Here is a 14,161-nt window from a genome sequence, read left to right as displayed (position 1 = left end):
GGTTACCGAGGGTGCGGACGGGTCCAGTGACGACAGAGGGCCCCGGTCGTCCGACCGGGGCCCTCGTCACGCTCGTGGATCAGCCGGGTCTGCGGAAACCGGCCACGGGCATGGTGTTGATGCTGGCCACCTGCACCGGTTTGCCGGCCCGCGGCGCGTGCACCATCTGGTTGTTACCCAGATACAGCCCCACATGACTCAGGCCGGAGAAGAAGAAGACCAGGTCACCGGGGCGGGCATCGGCTCGCGCGACCGCCTTGCCCTCATTCCACTGGTCACCGGTGTGGTGAGTGAGGTAGATCCCGGCCGACTTGTAGGCGTACTGGGTCAAGCCCGAGCAGTCGAACGAGTTCGGCCCGGTGGCGCCCCAGACGTACGGATCACCGACCTGCTGGCAGGCGGTCTTGATGGCCTTCTGGGCAGCCGTGCTGGTCACACCGTTGATTGTCGGGCAGCCGGCGGTCTTGACCGTGGTCTTGGGCATCGACGCCTCAAGCTGCTTGATCTCGGCGTCGATCTGCTTCTTCTTGGCCGCCAGCTCGTTCTGCTGCGTGGTCTGGGTGGCGATCAGCGCGTCCAACTTCTGCTTCTCGCCGTCGTACTTGGCCCGCACGGCCAGCACACTTTCGACCTCCTTGCGCTCCTGCGCGGCCAGCCGGTCGAGGACGGTGAGCTGCTCGGTGAGCGTGTCCGGCTTGACGCTGACCAGCAGCGATCCGATGTCGTGCGACGGGCCGGAGATGTAGTAACGGGACGCGAGGTCGCCGACCCGGTTGAGCGCCAGTTCACTCTGCAACGCCAGCGGCTCGATCTTCTTCTGCAGGTCTGCCGACTTCTGCCGGTTGACCTTCAGCTGCGCCCGAACCTTGTTGTACTGCTCGATGGTGGGCTCCAACTGCTCCCACTTCTTGTCGATCTGCGCCTCGATCTCGTCGACCGTGGGCTCGGCGTGCGCCGGCGCGGCGAGCAGACCGGCGCCGACTGCGGCGGCGGCGACCAGGACCAGCAGGCGGTGGGCGCCGCGGCGGAGGCGCCCTGGCCGAGCAGACATTTTCAGGTCGTGACGATGAGGGGGCATGGTTGCCACCGGCACCGACTCCTTTGCAACCGACCGCCGGGCGCCTCGCGTGAGGGAAGGGCCGAGGCAGACGACCCACAGCGGTCGGTGCCTCACATTAGGGAAGCTCGGAGCGGTAATCAAGGCGGGCGAAGGAACCATCACTGTCGTGCAACTGCTTGCACACCAAGGGTATTGGTCATTCACCCAACGATTGCGGTCAATACGTCATCGAGGGTGACCACACCTAGAGGGCGCCGGCCGTCGCTGACCAGCACCATGTGCCGCCGCTCGCGGCGCATGGCCAGCAGCAGGTCGGCCAGCGTGCGCTCCGGCGGCACCACCGCCAGCGGTCGGTAGACCCGGGCCGGCACGGGCGACCGGCGACCCTGCCCGGCGTACCCGAGCACGTCCTTGACGTGCACGAAGCCGAGCACCCGGCGGGTCGACCGCTGCACCACCGGGAACCGGGACCGGCCGGTCCGCGTCGCCAGCACCTCCAGCGAGGCCGGTGAGACGTCCTCGGCCACCGTGACCACCGTCGACCACGGTTGTAGCGCGTCCGCCGCCGTTCGGCTGTGCAGGGCCAGCGCGCCGGTGATCCGTACGTGCTGCTCCTCGTCGAGCAGACCCTCGGTGCGCGCCTGCGAGACGAGCCCGGCCAACTCCTCGGCGGTGAAGACGGTCTTCACCGCCTCGGACGCTTCGATGCGCCAGAACGCGAGCACCCGGCGGGCCGCCCACTTCATCGCGAGCAGCAGCGGCTTGGTGGCCACGCAGAACGCCAGCATCGCCGGGCCGAGCCAGAGCGCGGAGACCTCCGGACCGGCCAGCGTGATGTTCTTCGGCACCATCTCGCCGACGACCGTGTGCAGGAAGACCACGACGCCCAGGGCCAGCACGAACGCCACCGGGTGTACCGCACTCTCGGGCAGCCCGGCCGCGTGGAACGGCGGCTCCAGCAGGTGCGCCAGGGCCGGCTCGGCGATCGCGCCCAGCCCCAGCGAGCAGACCGTGATGCCGAGCTGCGCGCCGGCGATCATCAACGGGATCTGGTTCATCGCCGACAACGCCCAGCGGGCGCGTTTCGACAGTGCGGCCAACGGCTCGATCACCGTCCGGCGGGAGGCGATGAGCGCGAACTCACTGCCCACGAAGAACCCGTTGCCGAGCAGCAGCAGCATGGTCACCAGCAGCTCAGTCATCGTCGTCCGGATCCGCCGGGCGCAACACCCGGGCCTGCTCGATCCGGTGCCGTTCCACCTCCACCACGGTGAACTCCCAGCCACCGGCCTCGACCGTCTCACCGGCCAGCGGGATGTGCCCGAGCCGGGCCATCAGGAACCCGGCCAACGTCTCGTACGGCCCCTCGGGAAGCCGGAAGCCGGTCTGCTCGGCCAGCTCGTCGGAGCGGAGGACCCCGTCGACCAGCACGGTGCGCTCACCGCCGGGCACGGTCAGCTCGGTCGCACCGGGGTCGTCCACGCTCGCCGGGTCGAACTCGTCGGCGATCTCCCCCACCAACTCCTCGACCAGGTCCTCGACGGTGACCACCCCGTCGGTGCCGCCGTACTCGTCCACCACGATGGCCAGGTCGGCGCCGGCGGCCTTCAACGCGGCCAGCACGCCGTTCAGATTGAGACTCTCCGGCACGTACACCGGCTCGCGGGCCACCGCGCCGACCATGGTCGACGCCCGGGCGGCCAGCGGCACGCCCAGCGCGTCGGGCACTCCGGCCACCCCGGTGACCAGATCGAGGGTCTCCTCGTACACCGGGAAGCGCGTCCGTCCGGTCCGCCGGGACGCCTCCAGCAGCTCGGCCACGGTGGCGGTGGCGCGCAGCGCGACGACGTCCACCCGGGGGGTCATCGCCTCGGCGGCCCGCTTGTCGCCGAACCGGATGGTGCGGCGCAGCAGCATCGCGGTGTCCGACGGCAACGCGCCGGCCCGGGCCGAGATGGCCGCCAGCAGTCCCAGTTCCTCCGGCGAGCGGGCGCTGGCCAGCTCCTCCTGTGGTTCCACGCCGAGCGCCCGGACGAGCCGGTTCGCCGAGCCGTTCAACCCGCGGATCAGCCAGCCGAACGCCCGGGAGAAGGCGTGCATCGGGCCGGCCGTGGCCAGTGCCGCCGGCATGGGCCGGGCCAGCGCGGCGTTCTTCGGCACCAACTCACCGAAGAGCATGGAGATCAGGGTCGCCAGGGCCAGCGCGAGGAACGGGGTGAACCGCTCGGTGTTCTCCCCGGCCATCGGGCGTAGCAGCGGGGTGAAGATCCGGGCCAGGGCCGGTTCGGCCAGGTAACCGGTGAGCAGCGCGGTGATGGTGATGCCGAGCTGCGCGCCGGAGAGCTGGAAGGAGAGTTCGCGTAGCGCCGTGCGTACCGTCAGGGCGGCCTGGTCGCCCGCGGCGGCCCGCCTGTCGATCTCCGCGCGGTCGACCGTGACCAGGGCGAACTCGGCCGCGACGAAGAACGCGTTGCCCGCGGTCAGCGCGACGAAGCCGACCAGGGGTAACAGCATCGTCCAGAGCAGGCTGTCGATGTCGCCTCACCTCGGCGAGATTCTTGCACGACGACGGCGGCCCGCAGGAGGCCGCCGTCGTCGATGAACAGATCCCGGGTGTACGCGTCTCAGCCGCCGATCGGCGCGGTGTCCCTGCCGCCCTGCGGCTGCTCCGGCTTGACCGAACGGAGCAGCACGCTCGCCACGTCGATCACTTCGACCTGCTCGCCGGCGCCCTTGCCGTTGACCCCGTCGTTGAGCATGGTCGAGCAGAACGGGCAGCCGACGGCGACCGTCTTCGCACCGGTGGCCATGGCCTCCTCGACCCGGTCCACGTTGATGCGCTTGCCGATCTTCTCCTCCATCCACATCCGGGCACCGCCGGCGCCGCAGCAGAAGGAGCGCTCGCTGTTACGCGGCATCTCGGTGAGGTCGCCCTCGATGGCGTCGCCGAGGACCTCCCGAGGGGCCGCGAAGATCCGGTTGTGCCGGCCCAGGTAGCAGGGGTCGTGGTAGGTGACACCGCCGTCGACCGGCTGCACCGGGGTGAGCTTGCCGGCGGCGACCAGGTGGGCCAGCAGCTGGGTGTGGTGGACCACTTCGAACTCGCCACCGAGCTGGCCGTACTCGTTGCCCAGGGTGTTGAAGCAGTGCGGGCAGGTCGCCACGATCTTGCGCTTGGCCTTGTCCCGGCCCTCGAACGCCTCGTTCAGCGTCTCCACGTTCTGCTGGGCGAGCATCTGGAATACGAACTCGTTGCCGATCCGCCGCGCCGGGTCGCCGGAGCAGGTCTCGCCCTCGCCCAGGATCGCGAACTTCACCCCGGCCTCGTTGAGCAGCGTGGCGACCGCGCGGGTGGTCTTCTTGGCCCGGTCCTCGAACGCACCGGCGCAGCCGACCCAGAACAGGTACTCGAAGTCGTCCACCTCGCCGACCCGCGGCACCTCGAAGTCCAGGCCCTTGGTCCAGTCCTCGCGGGTGTTCTGCGGGGCGCCCCACGGGTTGCCCTTGTTCTCCAGGTTGCGCAGCATCACGCCGGCCTCGGAGGGGAAGCTCGACTCGATCAGCACCTGGTAGCGGCGCATGTCGACGATGTGGTCCACGTGCTCGATGTCCACCGGGCACTGTTCGACGCAGGCGCCGCAGGTGGTGCAGGACCAGAGCACATCCGGGTCGATGACGCCACCGGACTCGGCGTCGCCGATCAACGGCTTGTCGCCCTCGGCCAGCGAGAGCACGTCCAGGTGGGCGAGCTGGGCCTGGGTGGCCTTCTCCTCGCCGGTCAGGTCCTTGCCGCCACCGGCGAGCAGGTAGGGCGCCTTGGCGTACGCGTGGTCGCGCAGGCTCAGCACGAGCAGCTTGGGCGACAGCGGCTTGCCGGTGTTCCAGGCCGGGCACTGCGACTGGCAGCGACCGCACTCGGTGCAGGTGCTGAAGTCCAGAAGGCCCTTCCAGCTGAACTGCTCGACGTGGGCGACGCCGAACTGGTCCTTCTCCGGGTCGGCCTCCTCGAAGTCGAGCGGCTTGCCCTGGCTCGTCATCGGGCGCAGCGCCCCGAGGCCGGAGCCGGCGGGCTTGGCCGGCTCGCGCTTGAAGAAGATGTTGGGGAACGCCAGGAAGCGGTGCCAGGCGACGCCCATGGTGACGTTCAGGGAGATTACGATCAGCCAGGTCATCGAGATGGCGATCTTGATGAGCGCGGCGATGCTGGCCCCGTCCGACCAGTCGGGCAGCACCGCACCGACCGCGTGGCTGACCGGGGTGGCCCAGAGCGGGTACTCGAAGTGGTCGGTGGCGACCTTGAAGCCGCGGATCACCAACCCGAAGATCAGGACCAGCAGCACGATCCACTCGACGAAGTAGCCCTGCCACATTGTCGAGCCGGTGAACCGGGACCGCCCGCCCGGGCGGGTCGGCCGGTTGCGGAGCCGGATGACCATCAGCACCAGGATGCCGACCAGGCCCAGCACGGTGATGACCTCGGTGGCCAGGCCGAAGATCGTCCAGTGCCCGATGATCGGCAGCCCGCCGGTCGGGGTGACCACCTCGAAGTACGCCTCGAGCACCAGCAGCGACAGCACGATGAAGCCGACCATCACGAACCAGTGCGCGGCTCCCACCACGCCCCACTTGAGCATCCGGGTGTGGCCGGCGGTCTCCACCAGCATCGTCTTCGTGCGGGCGCCCTTGTCGCTGAACCGCTCCGGCGCGGGCTGCCCGAGCCGGATGACGGCCGTCATCTTCAGGACCGCACGCACCGCAAGCCACACCGCCACGGCGGTGATGGCGGCCGCGAGGATCGTGGTGACGATCTGGACGCTGCCCATCGAGTTGGCCTCCCCGGTCTGCTGCCTGATGACCTCGCTGCGCTCGGTCATGCAATGCAGCCTACGCGAAGGTTACCCAGCAGTAACGTGAGTCATCTCGCAGTAGGCCACGCTGCCTGCGGACACCATAGGGGGCCCCACCCGATCCTGCCGGGCAGGGGTTCGACGAGGTGACGCGGAAGCGCCGACGCCGGGCCGGGCTCAGCGCCAGCGAGAGAGCAACGCCAGCGAGGCGACCATCGCGCCGAAGCCGACCGCGAGGTTCCAGTAGCCCCAGGCCATGACCGGGTACTCCTGCTCGGACAGGTAGTACACGACCAGCCAGCCGATCCCAGCCACGATCAAGGCGACCGCGGTGACCGGCAACCACACCGGGCTAGGCTTGCGCGACGACGCCGCCGTCGTCGGACGGACGTCCGTCGGCGGGGTGTACACCTTCTTCTTACGGACCTGTGACTTGGGCACGACGCTCTCCAGAGGGGTGACGACCTCGTCCGGCCTGACAACCGGGCGCGGGGGCGACGGTCCATGGCCAATAATGTTCGACAGCTAGCGTAGTCCCGATTGCCCGTCCGGACCACGAATGGGGTCAGGCCGGTGCACGGAGTGACCGAAAAGAGCGGGACTGTTCGCATCACCGGCCCGGCCGGGGCGAACCGATCCCCGACACACGGAAGGAACGCTCGGTGGAGTACACATCCGGCGCTACCTCCTGGCAGAAGGTCCTCCGACGGGCCGCCGCCGGGCTGCTGCCCCGGCGACCGCGTCAACGCCAACCAGGTTGGTCGATCGGGGTGCCCCTGATCGCCGCCGCGGCCGGGCTGCTCTTCACCACCAGCGCGACCACCGCCGACGGCACCGCCCTGCGCGAGGACCGGCGGCCCCAACTCAACCAGCTCATCGAGGAACGGCGCGAGCAGGTCGCGGCGAGCGAACGCCGGGCCGCCACGCTGCGCGGTGAGGTCGAGCAGCGGACCAACACCCTGGCCGGCTCCGATGCGCCGATCAAGAACCAGCAGAATCGTGCCCAGGGCAGCCTCCAGGCCGCCGGGTTCACCGCTCTCACCGGCTCTGGCGTCACCGTGGAGCTCAACGACGCGCCGCAGATCGACCAGACCCAGTCGGACGCCAGCAACGACGACCTGGTGGTGCATCAGGGGGACGTCCAGGCGGTGGTCAACGCGCTCTGGGCCGGCGGAGCGGAGGCCATGTCAATCATGAACGTCCGCGTGCTCACCACCAGCGCGGTACGCTGCGTCGGTAACACCCTGCTGCTTCATGGCCGGGTGTACTCCCCACCGTTCAAGATCGTAGCAATCGGCGATCCCGCTGCCCTCCAGCAGGCCCTCGCCAGCTCTGAGGGAGTCCGGTTGTTCAAGGACGCGGTCGACGACTACCAGCTCGGTTACAAGGAGACGGTTTCCACGGTGCGAGTGCCGGCATTCGAGGACTCGACCTCCCTGCGCTCGGCGACGGTGCCCAAGTGAGCGGGCCGGAGGAGCGCCGGGACGGGCGACACCGGAACCAGACCGACGAGCCGACCGATTTCCTGCCGAGGGTCGACCGGTCGGAGCCGGCACCCGGACGGGGGATTCCGGCAGGCAACTGGCCGGAGCCCGTGCTGCCCGCGCGGCCCGGCACGTCGCGCCCACCGGTCAGCCCTGAGCCTCCCCGCGCTGTTGAGCCTCCCCGGGCCTCCGAACCTTCCCGCGCCTCGGGCCGCCCAGGTGCCGACGCCCCGCCACCGTGGCCGGGCAGCACGGCTCAGGGGCTCGGCCCGCACGCCGGCTCCGGTCCACCCGTCGCGCCCACGCCCGGCGTACCGGCGGCACCGGCGAACCAGGGCCCGGTTCGGCCGGCCACCCCCGACAACGCCCCGACCCGCCCCCCCTGGTCCAGTGCCGCCCCCACCGGGCTACCCAATACGCCCGGAGCGGCACCCACCCGACCGGCCACGCCCGGAGCGGCACCCACCCGACCCGCTACACCCGGAGCAATCCCCGCCGGCCCGGTCACGCCCGGGGCCGGCCGACCGGCCACGCCCGGAGCGGCTGTCAGCCGACCCGCTACGCCCGGGGCCGACGCGACCCGGCCCGCGACGACCGGCGGGACGCCGGGTCCGAGCGGCTCGGCTGCGCCCGGTGGGGCGCCCACCAGCCCGGCCTCCGGCAGCCCGAGCCGGGCCGTCCCGTCCGGTTCCTCGACTCCGTCGGTGGCCGACTCGCCGACCGCGCTCATTCCCCAGGTCACGGCCAGACCGGCGCGCCCCACCGGTTCTCCGGCAGTGCCGGTCTCACCGGCCGCCCCCGACCGCGTCCCGGCAGCCGACCAGCATGGTTCCTCCGCGAGCGGGTCCGACCGTGTCCCGGCGACCGGTCCCGGTCGTGTTCCTTCCGCCGGGCCGAGCCGAGTCCTCCCGGCTGGCCCGGATCGCGCCGTCGACCCGGCCGCCACCGCGCTGATTCCGGCCGTGCCCACCACGCCCGCCACCCGGCCGCCAGCCATGGACTCGACGGCGCTGATGGGCGCCGTCCCCCGCGCTTCCGTCCCGGACGAGCCGACCGGTGACGGTGACAAGCCCGGCGAGCCTCCCCGACCCCGGCGCGGCGAACGGGTCGTCCAACTCCGGCCGCACCAGACCGGCGAGGGCTACAAGAGCGTCTACTCCGAGCTGACCCGGCCGTCGCTCGGTTCTCGGATACGCACCGGCATCCGCGTCAGCGGCGAGGTCCTGATCACCTTCGGCCTCGTGGTGCTGCTCTTCGCCGGCTACGAGGTCTGGGGCAAGTCGGCCATCGTCGACGCCCACCAGAACGACCTCAACAACCAACTGGCCCAGGAGTGGGGGCCCACCGACGACCCGACCGTGGCTCCGTCGGCCGGCCCGAGCGTCAAACCGTCACCACCCGTACGCGGCAAGCCGATCGCGGGCCTCTACATCCCGAAGCTCGACAAGAACTGGGTCGTGGTCGAGGGCGTCACCCAGGAGGACATCCGCTACGCCCCGGGCCACTACCCGGCCAGCGCGTTGCCCGGCCAGGTCGGCAACTTCTCCGTCGCCGGCCACCGCAACCGGGCCACCTTCTGGCGGCTGGACGAACTCGACGACGGCGACCCGATCGTGGTCGAGAGCAAGACCGACTGGTACGTCTACCGGGTGTCACAGTCGCGGATCGTCCGGCCGACGCAGGTGGAAGTGGTCGCGCCGGTGCCCGGCGAGCCGGACAAGAAGCCGACCAAGCGGATGCTCACCCTGACCACGTGCAACCCCAAGTTCGACAACTACCAGCGTCTGATCATCCACGCCGAACTGGACCGCACCCAACCCAAGTCGGCGGGACGGCCGACGGAGCTGGGAGGCTGACCGATGTACGCGTTCATCTGGCGCAAGCTGCCGTTCGGCCTGGCCGGAAAGCTGACCGGCTCGGTGCTTCTGGTAGCCGCCACGGTGGCCCTGCTCTGGTATGTCGCCTTCCCGTGGGCCGAGCCCCTGCTGCCGTTCGACGACGTGCAGGTCGAGTCCGGAGTCCCCGCGGAATCGGGCAACGACGCCCCGGTGACCGGCGAGACCCCGGCCGGCGACGAGCACGACCTGCCGTACGACACCGACCGGAACAACCCGGTGCCGTCGTCCTCGCCGAGCAGGTGACCATGCGCATTCTGGTGATCGACAACTACGACTCGTTCGTCTTCAACATCGTGCAGTATCTGGGCCAGCTCGGCGTGGACTGCGAGGTCCGCCGCAACGACGAGATCGACGTCGCCGAGGTGGGCCGGGTCGGCGCGGACGGCGTCCTGCTCTCGCCGGGGCCGGGCAGCCCCGACCGGGCCGGCATCTGCCTGGACGTCATCCGCAAGTACGCGGGTGAGCTGCCGATCTTCGGTGTCTGCCTCGGTCACCAGGCGATCGGCGAGGCGTTCGGAGCGACCGTGACCCGGGCCCCCGAGCTGCTGCACGGCAAGACCTCCGAGGTGCGGCACCACTCGGTCGGCGTACTCGCCGGTCTGCCGGACCCCTTCACCGCCACCCGGTACCACTCCCTCGCCGTGCTTCCCGAGACGCTTCCCGACGAGTTGGAGGTCACCGGCTGGACCGGCTCCGGGGTGGTGATGGCGATGCGGCACCGCACCTTGCCCATCGAGGGCGTCCAGTTCCACCCGGAGTCGGTGCTCACCGAAGGCGGCCACCTGATGTTGGCGAACTGGCTCGCCAGTTGCGGTCACCAGGAGGCGCTGGAGCGCGCACCCGCGCTCGCCGCCGAGGTCGACGCCCGCCGACTCGCCGCCTTCGCCGCCAGCTGAGACCGGGCCCTCCGAGCCTGTCACCCAGGTTCCGGGCGGGCGGGTTCAGCCCCGCAGCGCGTTCTGGACCGCCGGATCAGCCGGCGAGTGGATCGCCGGCGCACGGCTGCGGACCGCGTCCCACGCCGCCTTGCCACTGGCGAAGTAGTCCCGGACCGACTTCTCGGCGAGCAGGGCGGCACCGCAGCCGTCGCACCTGGCGATCACTCCGTCGACGTCGAGGCCGAGATGTCGGCACAGGGTCACCGCCCGGGACAGGTGGTAGGACTGGGTCACGATCAGGGCCCGCTCGATGCCGTACACCTGACGCGCTCGGGCGCAACTGTCGTAGGTGTCCAGGCCGAAGGGGTCGGCCACGATTCGACGCGGATCGACGCCGCGCTCGGTGAGGTACGAGGTCATCACCGCCGGCTCGTCACCTGACGTGCCGCCACCGTCGCCGGACACCAGGACCACCGTGGCGCGTCCGCTGGTCACCAGCGCGGCGGCGGTCTCCAGACGGCCGGCGAGCCGGTCGGATGGCCGCTGCCGGTCAGCCGCCACCGCGGTGCCGAGGACGATCACCACGTCGGCGGACGGCGCGTCGGCCTCGGCGTGCACGTGCCCACGGGCGGTGAGCGTCGTCCACAGCCACGGGATGCTGGCGAGCACCAGCGCGGCGACACCCAGGACGGCCAACCGTCGAAGGCGACGCCGCACCGGCGCGCCGGAAGCCTCCACGTCGGTCATCCCGGATGCCCGAACTCGGGGCCTAGTCCTCGGAGAGGCGGCTCGGCGGAGGCGGGAACGGCAGACCGATCCCGCCCGCGCCACCGGGAGTGGTCGGCGTGGCTGTCGGCGTCACGGTGGGCGTCACGGTGGGCGTCGGGTCGACGACCTTCTCCGGGACGCCGATCTCGATGGTCACCGTCTTGTCCTTGGCCAGCGAGGTGCCCGGGTTCGGGCTCTGCTTCTGCACCCGACCGGCCTGGTTGGCCGGCACCTCGTCGCCATCGCGGAACTCGACCTTGTAGCCCGCGTCGCGGAGCTCCTGGGCGGCCTCGTCCCGCGTCGAGTTGATCACGTTGGGCACCTTGTTGACGTTGCCCTTGGAGACCTCGACGACCACCTTGGTGTCCTGCGCGACGGTGGTCCCCGAGGGTGGGGTCAGCTTGAGGACGATGCCCTCCTGCGCGGGGTTGTCGACCTTCTTCTCCTCGACCACCAACCCGAGGTCCTCGAGTTGGGTCTTGACGTTGTCGAACTGAGAGTTGACCAGGCTAGGTGGGATCGTCACGTCCGGCTTGCCACCGCAGAGCTGGATGGTCACCGTGCCGGCCTGCTTCAACCGGGTGGCCGGCGCGGGATTCTGCTTAGCGACGGTGCCCTTGGTGCACTCGTTGTCCAGGACGGATTCGCCCACCTGCGGTTGCAGATCGGCGCCACGGATTTCGGCGACCGCGGCGGCCTGACTCTTGCCGACCAGGTTCGGCACCGACTTGTTGGCCTTGCCCTGCTGCTGGTTCCAGAGCAGGGCGGCGACCAGGGCGATCACCGCCAGCACACCTACCGCACTGAACGTCGCGATCAGCCAGGAGGACGCCTTGCGCTGGCGCGGGTCACCGACCCGAGCCATCTGCCCGGTCTGCGGCCCACGGGTGGGAGCCGGGTAGCCGCCCCCGCCGCCGGCCGGGGCCATCGCCACCGTCTCCGCCTCACGCATCACCGGGGTGGCCAGCACCGGCCGACCGGCGGCGGCGCGGAGCAGGTCGGCCCGCATCTCGCCGGCGCTCTGGTAGCGGTTGAGCGGGTTCTTCGACAGCGCCTTGAGGACGATCGCGTCGATGGCCGGGGTGACGTCCGGGTTGATGTCGCTCGGCGTCGGCGGCGTCTCCCGTACGTGCTGGTAGGCGACACTGACCGGGCTGTCCCCGACGAACGGCGGGTGGCCGCACACCAGCTCGAAGAGCACACAGCCGGCCGCGTACACATCGGAACGGGCGTCGACGGCCTCGCCGCGCGCCTGCTCCGGGGACAGGTACTGCGCCGTACCGATCACCGCGCTGGTCTGCGTCATGGTGGTCGCACCGCTGGCCAGCGCGCGGGCGATGCCGAAGTCCATCACCTTGACCTGGCCGGTCTGGGTGAGCATCACGTTGCCCGGCTTGATGTCACGGTGGATGATGCCGTGCCGGTGGCTGAACTCCAGCGCCGCGCACATGTCGGCGCAGATCTCCAACGCCCGGCGCGGCTGCAGCCGACCCTCGGCGCCGAGCACCTCCTTCAAGGTCCGCCCGTTGACGAACTCCATGACGATGAACGGCAGCGTCTCGCCGGTCGGCGCGGTCTCCTCGCCGGTGTCGTAGACCGCCACGATCGCCGGGTGGTTGAGCGACGCCGCGTTCTGCGCCTCCCGGCGGAACCGCATCTGGAATGTCGCGTCCCGGGCCAGGTCGGTACGGAGCATCTTGATCGCGACGTCCCGACCGAGCCGGAGGTCGCGACCGCGGTGCACCTCGGCCATGCCGCCATAGCCGAGCAGCTCGCCGACCTGGTACCTGCCACCGAGCAGGCGGGCCTGCGCTGTCATCGCGTCTGTCGTCCTTCGCTCGTCGTCGTCCCGCCGTCGTCCGGCTGGAGTCGTACCTCTCGACGGTACGACGTCGGTGTCGGATCGTCGCGTCCGTCGAGTCGTAGCGCGCCGGACGTCACGGCGCGCGGAGTCAGCCCGGCGGGTTCACCGGCCTGCGACTGCTTCCGCAGGTTGTAGGAAATCACGCCGGAGCAAACCAGGACCAGCACCGCCAACAGGATGGCGAGAAGCACCATTCCAGGCCGGGACCGGCGAGGAGCAGGTGGCGGCATCGACGGGCCGGCCTGCCGGACGTACGCCGGCGGGTGTTCCTGTCGGGGTGGCCCGGCGGGCACCGCGGCGGCACCGCGCGGGTAGCCGTTCGGTGCGACCGGCGGCCGGGCGGGCTGGACGGCCGGCGCGACGGCGGTGGGGCGCGGCTGCTGGGCCGGCGCGACAGCGGTCGGCCTCGGCCCGGCGACCGGCGGGCGGGCACCGGGCGGACGCATGTGGTGCGCCTGCGGCACCTGGGCCCGGCCGGGTGCCGCGGGCGAGGCCGGCGCTGCGGAGACCGGCCCGGAGTTGGCACCGGCCCTGGCCTGCTGCGAGAGCGTTGCCTTGAGCTGACGAGCGACCCCGGCGAGGGCGGCTGCGCTCGGCCAACGGGCTGCCGGGTCCTTCGCGAGGGCCCGTTCCACCACCGCGCGCACCTGCGGCGGGATGTCGGCCGGCAGCGGCCGGGGCTTCTCCCGCACGTGCTTCATCGCGATGTCGAGTGGATTGTCACCCTCGAACGGCCGCCGACCGGCAAGGCACTGGTAGGCGACCACGCCGAGCGCGTACACGTCGGACGCGGGGGTGGCCACGCCGCCGGTTGCCTGCTCGGGGGAGATGTAGGAGGCGGTGCCGAGCACGGATCCGGCGGCGGTGAGCTGGCCGACCATGTCGGAGCGGGCGATGCCGAAGTCGGTCAGCACCAGCGTGCCGTTCGGCCGGACGAGCAGGTTGCCCGGCTTCACGTCGCGGTGCACGATGCCCTTTTCGTGCGCGGCGTGCAGCGCGTCCGCGGCCTGCGCGACGAGCGCCATCGTCCGGGCCGGCGTGAGCCGCCCGACCCGGCTCAGCGTGGACGACAGGGCGTCGCCCTCGACGTACTCCATGACCAGGAACGCGATCTGCTGGTCGTTGCCGAAGTCGTAGACGTCCACCACGCCGGGGTGGTTGATGGTGGCCATGGTGCGGGCCTCGCCGCGGAACCGCTCGCCGAAGTCCGGGTCGTCGAGCAGTGCCGGGAGCAGGCTCTTCACCGCGACCGTCCGGCCGAGCACCTGGTCGGTGCCGCGCCAGACGTCGCCCATGCCGCCGCTGGCGATCCGCTCGTCGAGACGGTAGCGGTTGCCGAGTTGGACGCCGGGGCTGAGCATG

Annotated in this window: 13 protein-coding genes; 4 read left to right on the top strand and 9 right to left on the bottom strand. The window is 70.9% G+C overall.

The features are described from left to right. Positions 1-79: 79 nt before the first annotated feature. From O7614_RS01910 to O7614_RS01890, 5 genes are all read right to left on the bottom strand, one after another. Complete coding sequence (locus O7614_RS01910; protein ID WP_278136781.1) at positions 80-1,093, bottom strand: C40 family peptidase; 1,014 nt, start codon at positions 1,091-1,093, stop codon at positions 80-82. Between the two features lie 167 nt (positions 1,094-1,260). Continuing rightward, entirely contained in the window at positions 1,261-2,262 is a 1,002-nt protein-coding gene (locus O7614_RS01905) for a hemolysin family protein (protein WP_278136780.1), read from the bottom strand. Then, entirely contained in the window at positions 2,255-3,574 is a 1,320-nt protein-coding gene (locus O7614_RS01900; protein ID WP_278136779.1) for a hemolysin family protein, read from the bottom strand. The genes O7614_RS01905 and O7614_RS01900 overlap by 8 nt, the downstream gene beginning before the upstream one ends. Positions 3,575-3,684: 110 nt before the next feature. Further along, entirely contained in the window at positions 3,685-5,883 is a 2,199-nt protein-coding gene (locus O7614_RS01895) for a (Fe-S)-binding protein (RefSeq protein WP_278142112.1), read from the bottom strand. 201 nt (positions 5,884-6,084) lie between these two features. Beyond that, positions 6,085-6,348, bottom strand: coding sequence for a cell division protein CrgA (locus O7614_RS01890; protein ID WP_278136778.1), 264 nt, complete (start codon positions 6,346-6,348; stop codon positions 6,085-6,087). A gap of 221 nt (positions 6,349-6,569) precedes the next feature. Between O7614_RS01890 and O7614_RS01885 the strand changes: the two genes are divergently transcribed. Continuing rightward, positions 6,570-7,370, top strand: a complete 801-nt coding sequence (locus tag O7614_RS01885; protein WP_278136777.1) for a DUF881 domain-containing protein — start codon at positions 6,570-6,572, stop codon at positions 7,368-7,370. Positions 7,371-7,647: 277 nt separating this feature from the next. Here the strand turns inward: O7614_RS01885 and O7614_RS01880 are convergent, their stop codons facing one another. Continuing rightward, positions 7,648-8,154: a hypothetical protein gene (locus tag O7614_RS01880; RefSeq protein WP_278136776.1), complete on the bottom strand. Its 507-nt coding sequence runs from the start codon at positions 8,152-8,154 to the stop codon at positions 7,648-7,650. Positions 8,155-8,353: 199 nt separating this feature from the next. Here O7614_RS01880 and O7614_RS01875 point away from each other — a divergent pair, with 199 nt between their 5' ends. The 3 genes from O7614_RS01875 to O7614_RS01865 are packed head-to-tail and all read left to right on the top strand — an operon-like array spanning position 8,354 to position 10,185. Further along, the gene (locus O7614_RS01875) at positions 8,354-9,247 is read left to right on the top strand and encodes a class E sortase (RefSeq protein WP_278136775.1); all 894 of its coding nucleotides are present in this window, start codon (positions 8,354-8,356) and stop codon (positions 9,245-9,247) included. Between the two features lie 3 nt (positions 9,248-9,250). Next, positions 9,251-9,532 (top strand): hypothetical protein, encoded by a 282-nt coding sequence (locus O7614_RS01870; RefSeq protein ID WP_278136774.1) that lies wholly within the window; start codon positions 9,251-9,253, stop codon positions 9,530-9,532. Positions 9,533-9,534: 2 nt separating this feature from the next. After that, positions 9,535-10,185, top strand: coding sequence for an aminodeoxychorismate/anthranilate synthase component II (locus O7614_RS01865; protein ID WP_278136773.1), 651 nt, complete (start codon positions 9,535-9,537; stop codon positions 10,183-10,185). Positions 10,186-10,230: 45 nt separating this feature from the next. Here O7614_RS01865 and O7614_RS01860 read toward each other — a convergent pair whose 3' ends face one another. Genes O7614_RS01860 through O7614_RS01850 form a run of 3 tightly spaced genes read right to left on the bottom strand, consistent with a single transcriptional unit; the run spans position 10,231 to position 14,160 of the window. Continuing rightward, entirely contained in the window at positions 10,231-10,914 is a 684-nt protein-coding gene (locus tag O7614_RS01860) for an ElyC/SanA/YdcF family protein (protein ID WP_278136772.1), read from the bottom strand. Positions 10,915-10,936: 22 nt separating this feature from the next. Then, positions 10,937-12,754, bottom strand: coding sequence for a Stk1 family PASTA domain-containing Ser/Thr kinase (gene pknB, locus O7614_RS01855; RefSeq protein WP_278136771.1), 1,818 nt, complete (start codon positions 12,752-12,754; stop codon positions 10,937-10,939). Continuing rightward, positions 12,751-14,160, bottom strand: a complete 1,410-nt coding sequence (locus tag O7614_RS01850; RefSeq protein ID WP_278136770.1) for a serine/threonine-protein kinase — start codon at positions 14,158-14,160, stop codon at positions 12,751-12,753. The genes pknB and O7614_RS01850 overlap by 4 nt, the downstream gene beginning before the upstream one ends. Between the last annotated feature and the right edge of the window lies 1 nt (position 14,161).

The sequence above is a fragment of the Micromonospora sp. WMMD961 genome (genome assembly GCF_029626145.1).
Taxonomy (GTDB): domain Bacteria; phylum Actinomycetota; class Actinomycetes; order Mycobacteriales; family Micromonosporaceae; genus Micromonospora.
This window is presented reverse-complemented; position numbering and strand designations above follow the sequence as displayed.

What these genes read in the sequence shown, in the direction of transcription:
- O7614_RS01860 (WP_278136772.1), bottom strand. Translation starts at nt 10,914, where the DNA reads ATGACCGACGTGGAGGCTTCCGGCGCGCCGGTGCGGCGTCGCCTTCGA.
- O7614_RS01905 (WP_278136780.1), bottom strand. Translation starts at nt 2,262, where the DNA reads ATGACTGAGCTGCTGGTGACCATGCTGCTGCTGCTCGGCAACGGGTTC.
- pknB (WP_278136771.1), bottom strand. Translation starts at nt 12,754, where the DNA reads ATGACAGCGCAGGCCCGCCTGCTCGGTGGCAGGTACCAGGTCGGCGAG.
- O7614_RS01870 (WP_278136774.1), top strand. Translation starts at nt 9,251, where the DNA reads ATGTACGCGTTCATCTGGCGCAAGCTGCCGTTCGGCCTGGCCGGAAAG.
- O7614_RS01895 (WP_278142112.1), bottom strand. Translation starts at nt 5,883, where the DNA reads ATGGGCAGCGTCCAGATCGTCACCACGATCCTCGCGGCCGCCATCACC.
- O7614_RS01850 (WP_278136770.1), bottom strand. Translation starts at nt 14,160, where the DNA reads ATGCTCAGCCCCGGCGTCCAACTCGGCAACCGCTACCGTCTCGACGAG.
- O7614_RS01865 (WP_278136773.1), top strand. Translation starts at nt 9,535, where the DNA reads ATGCGCATTCTGGTGATCGACAACTACGACTCGTTCGTCTTCAACATC.
- O7614_RS01900 (WP_278136779.1), bottom strand. Translation starts at nt 3,574, where the DNA reads ATGCTGTTACCCCTGGTCGGCTTCGTCGCGCTGACCGCGGGCAACGCG.